We start from the raw sequence: 12,773 nt of genomic DNA on the forward strand, positions 1-12,773 counted from the left end.
AAGCACATACGAAATGGGAGATTCATGGGGGCGGCGACTTACTCGGACAGCGATGTCGAAGCGATGGCTGACACACTTGCGACGCTGGTGGCTGGCGGCAAGACTCTGCAGGGGGCTCAATCGGCGTTGGCTTATGCACCGGCAGAACTTGTCCATGCAGCACGGGTCTTTTACGAGAAGCGGCTAAATCTCATCAAGGAGATCCCGGACCCTGGATTCTTGGCGAACGTTCAGCAGAAAGTCGGCTTCTGGTATTCCGGTCCTCGCCACGACGATGTGGTGTGGCCCACCCTCAAAGCGAGGTTGCTCGAGGAATTGCCCGAAGCTGCGGTTTCGGGGGTTGATGCTGCCTCCTCCAAAGTAATTGGTCTGGGCAGTCCTCCAGGTAAAGAGTCCATCAATACAAGAGGACTAGTCCTTGGCTACGTTCAAAGTGGCAAGACGACAAACTTCATGTCGGTGGTAGCTAAAGCGGCAGACGTTGGTTACAGGCTTATCATCGTGCTGACCGGAACAACCGAGAATCTTCGCACTCAGACCCAGGACAGGATCAATGACTACCTGATACAGCCCTGCAACTCCATATGGAATCCTCTGACTTCTGTCGACATGGATTTCAGCCAGACAACCTCTGCTGATGCGATTCTCAGTAATACGTCCATGCGTTCAATTGCCGTTGTGAAGAAAAACCCGGCTAGGTTGCGGCGGCTTCGCAATTGGATAAAGACTGCATCCGCCACTACACGTCAAAATTGTCCGATTCTCATCATCGACGATGAAGCGGACCAAGCTTCCATCGACGTCGGAACTAGGCGCCAATCCACGATCAATGCTCTAATTCGGGATTTGTTGGCCAACCCGAAGGCGGCATATATCGCATACACGGCTACGCCTTTTGCGAACCTGCTTATAGACCCGAGTGTCGAGCAAGATCTGTACCCGCGAGATTTCATCGTCGATCTCCCCCGTCCGGATAATTACTTCGGTGCTGAGCGCATATTTGGGCAGTTGGAAGGCGAGAGCTCCGAGGACTCAGTAGATGATGGACTGGACGTAGTGCGCCTGATTCCTGAGTTTGAAGTGGATGATGTCCGTCCTCCAACGAACAAGACAGCCTTGGGAAGCTGGGCGCCGGAAGTGCCCGATGCAATGGGAACTGCGATTCGCTGGTTTCTACTTGCTACCGCTGCTCGACGCATCCGCTCAGGCAAGGTCTCACATTCGTCGATGCTAATTCATACCTCCATGCTTGCTGCAGCGCATGAGAAAACTGCGGAAGCGGTAGTCGACTACTTGGAGGATATTAGGGGGGCTTTGGTCAATGAGGCACCCTCAGCGTTTGATGCATTCCGGGATCTCTGGGAGTCTGAAGCGGGCCGCGTGCAAGCAGGAACGTTCGGAAACCAGGCTCTGGCATTCGATGACCTGATGCCAGGTTTGTTGGAGACGGCGCGTGCGGCAAAAGTGATTGTCGATAACTACCAGTCCAATGACCGACTTGTCTACCACAAGGAAAATCCACAAACAGTGATCGTCATTGGTGGCAATACGCTATCCCGTGGCCTGACACTGGAAGGGCTAACTTCGAGCTACTTCGTGCGTGCGTCTTCCGCCTATGACACTTTGCTCCAAATGGGACGCTGGTTTGGATATCGCGTCGGCTACGAAGATCTGATCCGTATCTGGATGAGCGCGGAGCTGAAGAGCTGGTTCCTTATGCTGTCCATCGTGGAGGCGGAGATTCGTGAAGAGATTCAGGTTTATGAGGCGGAGGGAAAGACGCCGGCTGAACTGCCGGTGAAGATCCGGACGCACCCGCAAATGTCTGTTACTTCTGCCGCGAAGATGCGCTCTGCCGTCAAGGCCCAAGTTAGCTATTCGGGTCGACGCGTTCAAACAATCATGTTCAACGAATACGATGCTGAATGGCTGAATGCCAACATAGCAGCGACAAAAGACTTTTTCTCAAGGCTAATCAGCCAAGGTCATAGTGAAACCGAACTAGAAGCCGCTAGGCGGGGATTCCGCGACGTCTCGGCTGACTATGTATTAGCTTTTCTTGACAGCTACAATATCCACGATGCGGCGAAATCGATAGACAAGGATGCAATTCGCCGGTATATCGAAAGGGAGCGGGCCGAAGGTGACCTGAAGAATTGGGATGTGGTTCTTATGGAACCTCTCAGTGGCACGGGGGAACTTGACTTGGGGCTGAATGAAAAGGTCCGGCTCATGCGTCGTAAAAAGATGTATATTCCCAGTGATGATGGAACAGCAAATCTTAAGGCAATCGCCTCCACATCCGATCGGGTCGCCGATCTTGATGTGGGACTCGAATTCATCCGGAAGTCGTTAAATATCAAGTCGACGGATAAGGTTTCAGACCGACAGTTGCTGCAGTTTAGGCAGTTACGACAAACGGGCCGAAGAGGCCTCCTCTGTGTCTATCCTATTGCCAAAGAATCAGATCCTGATCTCGTCTCTGGTACCGTGCCGATCGAGAACCGGAGAGCTCCGCTCGTTGCGGCCGCGGATTTGATCGGTCTTTGCTTCATGTTTCCGGAGTCACGCAATCCACGTTCCGTAGTCGACTATGTTGCCGCGAAGGTAGACGCAGACTACCTTGAAGCCCTCGACGAGGAACTGGACGCGGCCGACAAACTGGACGAAGAAAAGGCCGCCAGCGACGAATTGGTGAAGGCATGAGAGAGCCGTCCGCCTCAGTTTTTGACTTCCTGGCTAAGGATGTTTCGGCGGCCGGGAGCTTCCACTCGCGTAAGTCAGGGACCAAGACTGCACACGGAGAGGTCCTATTTGCGGTCGACGCTGGAGCCAGGCCAACCCTACTTGTTCCAATGGGCACACTCGTGGGTGCCATGCCTGATTGGCACAGCAAATCGCTATCACTCCAGACGCTTGAGCTGGCAGTCGACAGCGGGAAGCGTCCCTTTACGATCCTACGGTGCCTCGACCCCAAGCTGCATCACCAGTTTGGTCTGTTAGCAGACGATGTTCTCGATGTCATCGAATCAAACCCCGATAAGGCTTCAAGTGCCGTAACCGCAACTCTTGACCGCTGGAGGAACCTGTTCGAGGCAGAGCGAGGGTCTCTCTTGGGAGCAGCGCAGCTGGCCGGGATCATGGCCGAACTTCTTGTCCTGGAACAGCTGGCGGAGTCGCAGGGCCCCAAAGCATTGTCCGCTTGGCAAGGTCCAAAGGGCCATCGCCATGATTTCGTACTCAGCGACTGCTCGATTGAAGTTAAGGCAACAACTAACCACAACAACATGGTGGTCACCATTCATGGTGGGCGTCAGCTGGCCCAGCCTGACCACGGAGAGCTCTATCTGCGAGCTTTCCAGTTGGAGCGCACTCCCGTCGGGACGTCCGTCCCTAGGAAAATTGCCGAGTTACTTGAGCTGGGGCTATCTCGGCTGGATCTCCTCACCGCACTTGAGGGAGCACATTATTCAGATGCGGACGCGTCGACTTATGAAGAGACTAAGTTTTCGGTTCTGTCTGAAAAATCATATTTGGTTGGTAAGGCATTTCCCCGCATAACTCCTGAGACTGTGATGCCACCAGAGATAATTGATCGCCTAAGCAGCATTGCTTATTCTCTAGATTTGGGGCAGTTGGAAGAGGCATCTCTCAGCCTCAAAGCAGTCCTACTAGCTGATGCTGGGCCAAGCTGATGTTCTCTCTCTATAGGCAGCAGTACGGTGCAGATGGAGGGGTGGATGCGCGGTCCGCAGACAACGCAATTGGGCGTACTTCCCTCGGGCTTTGGGACCTCGTGCTTCGAGAGTCTCTGCAGAACAGCTGGGACGCCAGGACGGACAGAAACGGACAAATCTCGTACTCAGTGGACGAGTATGAGATGGATGAGGACCAGACACGAATACTGGCGCGTGACGTCTTCGGTCAACTTCCGCCGAATTGTCGATCCACCGACCTTCAAAAGCACATACTTCACAGACGAATACGAGTGCTTGTTATATCAGATGAGGGAACCAGAGGATTAGGCGGCCCAATCCGCGCGGATGTCTCTGGAAAGTCTGGAGAGCGTCGTGACTTCGTTGACTTTGTACGGAACCTCGGCCGCTCAACTTCAAAAGGTCTGGAGGGCGGTACCTATGGGCTAGGCAAGGGGGTCCTTTATCGGGCGAGCCAAGTGGGCCTGTGTCTGATCTACTCGCAGGCGCAGTACAACGGAGCAATTGAGCCGCGGTTGATCGGGGTGTCCGGTGGTGACGGCGACTACGACGACGGCAAGAGCCGATACACCGGGCGTAACTGGTGGGGCGTTCCTGGCGCTGACGGGATTGTCGACCCCTTGGTGGGACAGGAAGCCCGAGACCTGGCCCAGAGGCTGGGAATGCGTATACCAAGGCCTGAGGGGACGGGCACCAGTATTATGATAATTGCACCTGACTTTTTAGGTGTGAAAAGCGGCTCAGAACGAGTATCAGCAATTGCAGACGCAGCCTTAAAATGGGCTTGGCCACACGCCCTCGACATCGACAAGGGGCCAAATATTAGGTTCAGGTTTAGCGCTGACGGTATCGGAATTGCCGGCCCGCGCCCGCTCGACCATCCAATTTACCGCGAATTCGCAACAGCCTACATCGAAGGCCGGCGCAAAATACTGAATCCAGATCACGAAGGTAACTGGCAAACCACGTTTACCCTTATCTCAAGCAAGCGGCCCAAACGCTATCTGGGCCTACTAACACATCGTCTGAGTCATGACCCCACCGCATCAGGTTCTGAACTCGAGAACTCTGTTGCCCTGTTGCGGGATCCCCGAATGGTTGTGAAGTATCTTTCTGTCGCTGCACCTCCCAATGGGGTTCCTGTTTATGGTGTTTTTATTTCAGCGCCGGATATGAATAACAAATTTGCTGAATCCGAACCAGTGACTCACGATGACTGGGTATACCGCCAAGCGGCCGTCGAAAAGAACGCACCGAATCCGGTGAGGATTGCGCTGGATAACATTCGCGAGACGTTCCGGAACCTTTCAGTAAAAGGTGCAGTGGCTGGGGATGGAGTGCATTCGAAAGGGGCCTCTAGAGTAGCCGCTGCCCTTGGTGGCCTCTTAGCAGGATTTTCCGGCTCCGGCGCGGAGGTGCAGCCCGCCGTGAGTTCGTCGGCCAACGGATCAAAGAGGGCAAGGAAAGCATCCGTACGACTCATTACGTCCGCTTCACTTGACCTCTTGGACGGAGAAGTCGTTGCCAAGTACACGTTCGCCTTGACAGGTGGCCGACCCGGCAACGCGCTGGCTGTCAGAGTTGCCGCGCGGGTCGTGACCGAGTCCGGGGGAAACGAATCAGATGGTCCGATAGGAGCGGAGCTTCCCCGCTTCATCGGGTGGTTGTCTGCCTCCGGGACTCTGTCATCCCAAGAAGTAATGACTGTTACGGCACCGCATGAAGAAGAAATCACTGCCATCTTCACTCAACCTGCCGACACTGCCATACGAGTTACTGCCGTAGTGGAGGAGCACGAGTTTGCAGGCCATTAGTTTCGGCTACCTGACTTTGCCGATCGAGGAAGTATCCACACTGGCGTGGGAAATTTCTGTCGGCGATTCGCCACTTGTTGACGGACAGCCCGCGGCCGAAGACTGGACGTACTACGACGACATCCTGATCAAGTGTTCGTTCGAGCTGGAGCTGGAGCACGCACTAGATCGATTAAGACTTCCAGCCAGTGCGGGACTAGGCGCTGTTCTTGTGGCTAGGTCCTCGGGAACCCCCTTAATTATCGCTTCAGATGTTTGCAGGCTGCGCGGCCGGCGGCAGCACATCTATCTCACCGTCCCTGGCACTCACGTTTCGGGCGCACTGTCACTGGAATTCCAGATCTCGCTGCTTAACCCTGGCGACACTCTCGAGAGCCCGTTGGCACCAAAACGGCTTGGAAACACGGTATTTCGAGTGGAACGGAAAATTCTTCTAGAAGGCATAGCTCCTCGCCTGCCGATGTTGCCGGTCAGCTTCGCCGACCACGGAATTGTTGGCTCCGATAAGGCCCTATGGTGGCTTCGATTGACAACCCGTGATCTTTCAGCCAGCGCTTCTTCAGCTATTTGGTTGTGGCTGAACGTGGACAACGCATTCATCATGCAACTGCTGGAGAACTGGGAAAACCCGGAGTCAGCTGCTTGGCTCCGTTTTCTTGAAATTGACTTCATGCGCCAGTTGCTCCGTGAGGCCCTCGGCAATGACGAGTTGAGCCTCGAGGTTCCGTACGCCGAGGAATCACTCGGGTACGTGCTGAGCAGTTTGGTCAGGCTATTGGGCAACTCCCTTGAACAGCTCAGGCTTAGATACCAAGAGGATCCGGGACGAGTGGAAGCAGAACTGCAAGCAAAGGTGGGAGGGCGCTGATGGCTGACCAAAGCGCCTTGCTCTGCTATCCCCGCATGAGCCTGTACGATGCTTCTCTGTCATGGGAGCTGCTGCGTACTCAGAGTCTTTCTGAGATGGGTTCGTCCATTGACCTAGCGAGCCTTCAGGCCCCCTATTATCCCCTTGCCCGCCAGCGTGCCGGCTCTGACGAGTTGATGAGCCTTCGGTTAAAAATTGTTGGCATTGCGGAGGAGTTTGGTTTTCCTTCTGCAGTAAGCAGCAAGTTCTTGGTCGATTTCGATCGCGCCGTCGGTCCGGAAATTCATGCCCAGATGGCAATTATGCCCTCGGATGCTTCATCCATAGATGTCTGGAACTTCATCAATACCGCGGTGGTACCGGATGTCGTCTTATGGCGCTACGGACGCTTCAACGTGCAGAACAAGAAGTGGAATATTTCCGAAGATCGCCTTTTCGATATGACTCGAACGACCATGGGCCGTCTTTGGTGGAGAGTCCACCTCCTTGGTCCCGAGCTGGCTAGCCAGCTCGGGGAAGATGAGGTCGTCAACCTGCTGGAGAAGCCGCGCATTGGCGGCTACCCGCTGCTGTCACGCGCCATGGGAGAACGCTTAATTGCATTTGCTTCGGAGTCGAATACCGGACGCAGAATGGAACTTTTCCGTGACGCTACGAAACGCTTGGTTCGAAAAATGGCAGTTCAATCCGTCTTTGTAATGACTCCAGTAGAGATCAATGAATTTGTTACTTCTCTATTTTTAGAGTCTGCTGAGGCGCTCGGAATACCACCGCTCACGACGCCCCCGAATCCACTCAAATAACAGGAAACTCCGTTTGGCCGGTCTGCTTCTGGCTGGCCCAACTACACGTGAACAGCGGACGGTCGTCATTCTCGACTCGACACTCGGATGCACTCTCCAGCAGCACGAGGCACGTGCGCTTTTACTGAACAGCAGGTCCTAGTTACCTTGAATGCTCGTCAGCAGATCAGCCACTATTTCCCCAATCTGCTTTGAGAGCAAAGGCGGTACGGCGTTTCCCACTTGATGGAATTGCTGAGTCCTGGACCCCTCAAAAAAGTAGTTATCCGGGAAGGACTGAAGCCGTGCTGCCTCTCGGACTGTGAAGCTGCGCGCCTGTTCAGCGTCCGGGTGGATGTAGTAATGTCCGTCTTTTGAAATATGGGATACGACCGTTGTAGACGGAGCATCCCAGACCTGCACTCGGAAGCGATCTGTAAAAGGAGTGCCTAGTCGACCCACGTTATTGTGCTCGGGATGGAGTGTAGTGGGGAGATCTGTGTACTTTGGACTCTTCCCCAAGCGCTCTGCCAGACGCGCCATTACGCGGTAGCGCGCTAGATCTGAGACCATGTGGGCACGAGGCTCGTGTTGTATCGGTTTGACGAGCCGCCCATCTTGTATCCAAGCCTCATATTCGTCCACAGCCAGTGTCCCGGCTTTCATCGGCTCGGCCTTTGTCCCTTGGGGCATCTTCTGAATCGCGTCCAATGCTTCTGCCTCCACCTTGCGCCAGTCCAAGTCAGCCTTTGGCCGTCGGCTCGAAAGAGCTGCCCTTACACTTGGCATCGTCTGCAAGGCCGCGCGAACAGTCACAGCCCCATCCGCCTTGATAAGCACACGCCGAGGCGTCTTGGCAGCGACGTCGGTTCTAACGCCAAGCAGGATGACGCGGTGCCGCCTCTGAGGAACTCCATAGTCTTCAGAGCGGATGATGAAGTCCGATGGATTCAAGTCGTCTGGTTCAGCATCCACCACCAATGAACGGATTTCATAGCTTGCCCCGCCGGGAAGACGCTTCAAATCGCTTAAGATCGTCTGGAACATGCTGCTGTCGCCATGTTTCGACGAGAGCAGTCCCTTTACGTTTTCCATCACGAAAATTGTGGGCTTGAACTTGCCGAGGATATGAAGATACTCGCGGTAGAGGAAATGCTTGTGGTCAAAGGCGAAGGACTCATCGCCCGTGCGTCGTGACCGGCCAGCCAAGGAATACGCTTGGCAGGGCGGCCCGCCAATGAGCGCCCAATGTCCTCGTTCATTTTCAGGTCCAAGTTGCCGCTCGATGAAGCTGTCCACCCTGGGGCGGTTGTCTTCGCCCAGTTCGACTTGGTAAACATGAGCTTTTGCAGTCATATAGGCCTCTTTGAAGTCACCTGTTAGAACTGTTTGCCACGTTTTTTTGCCTTGGATGTAGTCGAAGTACGGCTGCAACTCTCCTCCGGTACGTACAAGCTCCCGGTACGTTGCCCGCAGCCTGAGCGTCTGGCAAGCAAGACTGTCCATTTCGAACGATCCCAACGTGTTGAAGACGAAGCCGCCCTGCTCATCCCTGACGCTTGAGAAACCTTCGTTAAGGCCTCCGGGCCCGGCGAAGAGATCAATAACTGGAAACACATGCACCCCTTGATATCCGACACTCCAGGATACCAGGTGCCGCGGACATTCGATGTGGCGCGTCGGGGAGCATTGCCGGTCGGGCCAGTGTTTATAAGCACATCCATCAACTCAGGCGGTTGGCACGCGCAGCGTGTGACTGGCACACACGTCATTTCAACAATGATCCGGCCATTAGGTCCACGCGCGCGTCTTCCCGCACTTGGCCTCCGTGGCCGGTTCCAGTGAAGCCGGAGGCTACGACATCGCCCCGCTGAGCGCCCTCTATCCCGGAATCGACGCCCCGCGCCGCCAAGGTGAGCGGGGGGAGGGTCTTCAGGCATTGGGGGCCTACCCCCTCCCTGTTGTCCGCCTTACCTAAGAATGTCGGTCCTCACTGTCACGATGTCACTTGGAAAGCTGGTGAGGAGAGCCGACGTGGATAATCAAGCAAAACGTGTTGGCAAGACAACCGAGGAAAGGTTCTGGGAGAAGACACGACGTGAGCCGAGCGGTTGTTTGGTGTGGACGGCGTATAGGACGGCGGGCGGTTACGGGCAGTTCACGCTGAACGGGAGGCGCATTGGTGCTCATCGTGCGGCCTGGATCATTGCGACGGGAGAGGAACTCACCAGGGCGCAGTGCGTCTTGCACGTTTGCGACAACCCGCCCTGCGTGGAGATAACCCACCTGCGCGTCGGAACCACCGCCGAAAATACGGCGGAGAAGATTGCGCGCGGCCGTGACTTCTACATGAGAGGGGAGCGCCACGGGGCGGCAAGAATCCCCGAGGAAACCATCGTGAAAATCCGGTCGATGCTCGTTGAAGGGATAACCCATGCCCGAATCGCCGAGGTATTTGGGTGCTCCAGGACGCATGTGACCAACATCAGTAACGGAAAAGCAAGGAAAGCGCCTTCGCCTCAACCCACGGCGTTGATGGTTGCCATGGCGCTGCAGAGGGCTAGGGCCCAAAGCTACCGGGAGAGGCAACTCATCATTGTGGAGTCGATAGTGCATCCCGACGATGCAATCCCTGGGGAGGAATGGCGTCCGACTCGCTTCCACGGATACTGGGTTAGCTCTCTCGCCCGTGTCCGGGGGCCTCGGGGTACGATTTTGGCGCAGGCTCGTGGTGGCGGGGAAAAACGCTCTTACTTTTTTGTCCAGTGTGGAGCAAGGAACACGAGGCAGGTCCACTGGCTAGTTTGTGAGGCCTTCCATGGCCCACGACCAGAGGGCATGATAGCCGCCCATAATGATGGCGACTCCTTCAACAACTTACCGGAGAACCTCAGATGGGCGACTCCCGCTGAGAATCAGGCGGATAGGAAGGCACATGGCCGACTGAAGACAGGGGAAGAGCACCCTCAGTCGAGGCTGACCGATCTCCAAGTTCAAGAAATTCGTAAACAAGTTCCCGGACCCTATGGGACACTTGAGCGCGAGAATTTGGCGTGAGCGCGTCGACGATTGCCCGTATTCGCGACGGCAAGCGTTAACGGCGGCATCGGGGGAGTGGACGGCTGGGTGGGCACTCGCCTGATCCGGGTGGCGGGACCATGGCCTCTACACCTCGGGACCACGCTCCGCGAGACTGGCGGAAGGACCATGGGAAGCAGGGAGGTGGCGGGCCGTGGATCGCTGGGACTTGGGAATCGCCGGACTGGGACTGCTCGCGACCATGTCAGTGGCCTTCGGCCTGGTGACCCACGTGATCGTGGGCAAAAGGGTGTCGCGCTGGCTGTGGATCTATGCGGCGGCCGGGTACTTTGTGGCGGGCATTCTGGTCAGTGAAGTTTGGTTCGGTTGGGCGACGGAGGAGGAGCTCCAGCCGAATATCGACGGCCTGTCCTTCGACGAAGTGCAGCTGGTGACCCTCGCCGGCCTCATCGCAGCCGTAACCGCCAGGATCGTGCTGCGGAAGAGAGCACGCAAAGGCGTTCGGCAGGCCCCGCCACCGGGCGCCGCACACTGAACCAGCAGCACATTAGGCCGAAGTTTGGGCGTGCCGGGCCTAAAGGCTCTGGGACCCGGACGCCAGCCGCTGCCCCTCGGGCCGTCCCTCGGCGGAGGCCCAGTGCCGGCGCAGCGCCTCCGCCAGCCGACCCGGCTCCGTCCGGTGCGGCGGGTCGAAGTGGTGGCGCCCGGGGAAGACCTCCAGGTGGAAGTCCGGAAAGAAGACCCGCGCCAGCCGGGCCGCAACCTCGCCAAAATCATCCGGATGGCTGAGGCCGCCGAGGGCGAAGAACACGGGCTTGCTGAAGGCGGCAAGCCGGGACCTGTCCAGGTGGTAGTCCTTGAAGGTCTGCATGAAGGCCTGGATTCCGGCGGGCCGCTTGGCCATCCACGGCAGTGGGGGACCCGCCTCCGGCGGCGGCAGGACGACGTCGGGCCTGACCTGCAGCCGCATGAACGCCGGCATGTACTGCTCCGGCGGGAGGGCGTCCAGCTCCCCGAACTTTTTCCAATGCTCCGCGTAGGCGGGGCTCCAGTCCCAGTTCCCTGCCCACGCGGGCTCCAGCAGGGCTAGGCTCTGCAGCCGTTCCGGGTGCTTGGCAGCCAGCGCCAGGGCCGCCGCGCCGCCGCCGGAATAGCCCAGGAGGTGGAAGGTCTCCCAGCCCAGGGCGTCAGCTTCCCTGAGGACTCCGTCCACCTCGGTGTCCAGGCTCCACCCCGGGGGCACATCATCGCCCCTGTACAGCTCCAGCTCCTTGGCAACGGCATGCACGCCCGGGCCGAGCGCCTCAATCAGGCGCTTATAGGCAAGCTCCGCGGGGAGCACTGAACCAGGAAGCAGGATGACCCGAATCGGTTCCATGCAAGAACCATACGCCGGTCCGGGCGGGGAAGCTGCTGGGCATTTTGGGGTGCGGCTACGGCTCCACCGCACGGCGGCTCGCGGCGACACGAGGGGTCCGCGTCACCGGCATCACGCTTTCCGGCGAGCAGGCCCACTACGCCGCCGTGCATCCTGTTCCGGACGTGGATATTCAGGTCGGCGACTGGCTCACCAATGGGCTGCCCGAGGCCTCGGCCGAGGCTGCGTGGGCGATCGAGTCGAGCGAGCACATGGTGGACAAGCCGAGGTTCTTCACGGAGGCGCACCGCGTGCTGGTCCCGGGCGGCCGCTTCGTCACCTGCGCATGGCTCGCCGAGACCGACACCGGCCGGTGGAAGGTCCGTCACCTGCTCGAACCGATCTGCCGCGAAGGGCGCCTGCCCTCCATGGGCACCCGCGAGGAGTACGAGGAGATGGCAACGGCGGCAGGCTTTACGGTCACAGGCTATGAGGATGTCAGCAGCCGCGTTGCCCGGACGTGGATGATCTGCGCTGGCCGGCTTGTGAAGGCCATGCTCCTCGATCCCAAGACACGCCGCCTCGCCCTTGGCGCACGCCATCGTAACTCCATCCTCAGCATTCACCGCCTCATCGCGGCCTACCGCACCGGCGCCATGCGCTACGGAATCTTCACGCTGACGAAGGCTATGGAGACCGCGATTTAGGACAGCGGCTGACGTTCGCCCACGCTGACGGAGGACGACGGCGGCAGGTACTCCCGCCGTCGCCGTTCCATCCGGCGCTGCTGGCCGGGAGACGGGATGCTGCCGCGCTTGGCGCGGTTGCACCTGGCGCAGGCGGCAACGAAGTTCTGCAGACTGGTGGAGCCGCCCTTGGACCACGGATAAAAGTGGTCGCCATGCTCCGCCGGACGGCCACAGCGACGACCGAAGCCGGCTTCCAGCTCGCACAGGCCGTTAGCCCGTGCCATCCCTTCGCGGCGCTGCTGGCGGGTGAAGCGGCGTACCGGGTCCCGGCGTCGCACATCCTGCCTGGTAATGACGGCTGCGGCGATGCCAAGCACGACTACGACCACAAGGGGGAACGCGGCAGCAGAGACAACTCGGTCAAACATGCCGCGCATCACCTCACCGGCGGCGGATGGCCCCGCTCCGGAAACCGGAGCTGCCCTTGCCATGACAGCCCTCATCACCG

Annotated in this window: 11 protein-coding genes; 8 read left to right on the forward strand and 3 right to left on the reverse strand. The window is 57.8% G+C overall.

The genetic code is table 11. The annotated features are described in order from the left end of the window. Window positions 1-24 precede the first annotated feature (24 nt). Genes VIK36_RS05740 through VIK36_RS05760 form a run of 5 tightly spaced genes read left to right on the forward strand, consistent with a single transcriptional unit; the run spans window position 25 to window position 7,201 of the window. Entirely contained in the window at window positions 25-2,706 is a 2,682-nt protein-coding gene (locus VIK36_RS05740; RefSeq protein WP_324644436.1) for a Z1 domain-containing protein, read from the forward strand. Then, entirely contained in the window at window positions 2,703-3,695 is a 993-nt protein-coding gene (locus tag VIK36_RS05745; protein WP_324644437.1) for a PD-(D/E)XK motif protein, read from the forward strand. Before VIK36_RS05740 ends, VIK36_RS05745 begins: the two co-directional genes overlap by 4 nt. Continuing rightward, window positions 3,695-5,530: a hypothetical protein gene (locus VIK36_RS05750; RefSeq protein WP_324644438.1), complete on the forward strand. Its 1,836-nt coding sequence runs from the start codon at window positions 3,695-3,697 to the stop codon at window positions 5,528-5,530. Before VIK36_RS05745 ends, VIK36_RS05750 begins: the two co-directional genes overlap by 1 nt. Then, on the forward strand, window positions 5,517-6,398 hold the full coding sequence (locus VIK36_RS05755) for a hypothetical protein (RefSeq protein ID WP_324644439.1): 882 nt from the start codon (window positions 5,517-5,519) through the stop codon (window positions 6,396-6,398). The genes VIK36_RS05750 and VIK36_RS05755 overlap by 14 nt, the downstream gene beginning before the upstream one ends. Continuing rightward, window positions 6,398-7,201 carry a hypothetical protein gene (locus tag VIK36_RS05760; RefSeq protein ID WP_324644440.1) on the forward strand — a complete coding sequence of 268 codons (804 nt, stop codon included), beginning with the start codon at window positions 6,398-6,400 and terminating at the stop codon, window positions 7,199-7,201. The genes VIK36_RS05755 and VIK36_RS05760 overlap by 1 nt, the downstream gene beginning before the upstream one ends. A gap of 138 nt (window positions 7,202-7,339) precedes the next feature. Here the strand turns inward: VIK36_RS05760 and VIK36_RS05765 are convergent, their stop codons facing one another. Next, window positions 7,340-8,797: a DNA cytosine methyltransferase gene (locus tag VIK36_RS05765; protein ID WP_324644441.1), complete on the reverse strand. Its 1,458-nt coding sequence runs from the start codon at window positions 8,795-8,797 to the stop codon at window positions 7,340-7,342. A gap of 384 nt (window positions 8,798-9,181) precedes the next feature. Between VIK36_RS05765 and VIK36_RS05770 the strand changes: the two genes are divergently transcribed. Next, window positions 9,182-10,237 (forward strand): HNH endonuclease, encoded by a 1,056-nt coding sequence (locus VIK36_RS05770; RefSeq protein WP_324644442.1) that lies wholly within the window; start codon window positions 9,182-9,184, stop codon window positions 10,235-10,237. Window positions 10,238-10,412: 175 nt separating this feature from the next. Further along, entirely contained in the window at window positions 10,413-10,754 is a 342-nt protein-coding gene (locus VIK36_RS05775; protein WP_324644443.1) for a hypothetical protein, read from the forward strand. A gap of 39 nt (window positions 10,755-10,793) precedes the next feature. Here VIK36_RS05775 and VIK36_RS05780 read toward each other — a convergent pair whose 3' ends face one another. Then, window positions 10,794-11,597, reverse strand: a complete 804-nt coding sequence (locus tag VIK36_RS05780) for an alpha/beta hydrolase (RefSeq protein ID WP_324644445.1) — start codon at window positions 11,595-11,597, stop codon at window positions 10,794-10,796. A 44-nt stretch (window positions 11,598-11,641) separates the two neighbouring features. On the opposite strand from VIK36_RS05780, the gene VIK36_RS05785 reads away from it, so the two are divergent. Then, window positions 11,642-12,283, forward strand: coding sequence for a methyltransferase domain-containing protein (locus VIK36_RS05785; protein ID WP_324644446.1), 642 nt, complete (start codon window positions 11,642-11,644; stop codon window positions 12,281-12,283). On the opposite strand, the gene VIK36_RS05790 is transcribed toward VIK36_RS05785, so the two are convergent. Then, window positions 12,280-12,693 (reverse strand): HNH endonuclease signature motif containing protein, encoded by a 414-nt coding sequence (locus VIK36_RS05790; protein WP_324644447.1) that lies wholly within the window; start codon window positions 12,691-12,693, stop codon window positions 12,280-12,282. The genes VIK36_RS05785 and VIK36_RS05790 overlap by 4 nt on opposite strands. Window positions 12,694-12,773: the final 80 nt, after the last annotated feature.

Origin of the sequence: Pseudarthrobacter sp. LT1, from assembly GCF_035621795.1 — a bacterium.
GTDB lineage: Bacteria > Actinomycetota > Actinomycetes > Actinomycetales > Micrococcaceae > Arthrobacter.

What these genes read in the sequence shown, in the direction of transcription:
- VIK36_RS05740 (WP_324644436.1), top strand. Translation starts at nt 25, where the DNA reads ATGGGGGCGGCGACTTACTCGGACAGCGATGTCGAAGCGATGGCTGAC.
- VIK36_RS05745 (WP_324644437.1), top strand. Translation starts at nt 2,703, where the DNA reads ATGAGAGAGCCGTCCGCCTCAGTTTTTGACTTCCTGGCTAAGGATGTT.
- VIK36_RS05750 (WP_324644438.1), top strand. Translation starts at nt 3,695, where the DNA reads ATGTTCTCTCTCTATAGGCAGCAGTACGGTGCAGATGGAGGGGTGGAT.
- VIK36_RS05760 (WP_324644440.1), top strand. Translation starts at nt 6,398, where the DNA reads ATGGCTGACCAAAGCGCCTTGCTCTGCTATCCCCGCATGAGCCTGTAC.
- VIK36_RS05770 (WP_324644442.1), top strand. Translation starts at nt 9,182, where the DNA reads ATGTCACTTGGAAAGCTGGTGAGGAGAGCCGACGTGGATAATCAAGCA.
- VIK36_RS05780 (WP_324644445.1), bottom strand. Translation starts at nt 11,597, where the DNA reads ATGGAACCGATTCGGGTCATCCTGCTTCCTGGTTCAGTGCTCCCCGCG.
- VIK36_RS05790 (WP_324644447.1), bottom strand. Translation starts at nt 12,693, where the DNA reads ATGTTTGACCGAGTTGTCTCTGCTGCCGCGTTCCCCCTTGTGGTCGTA.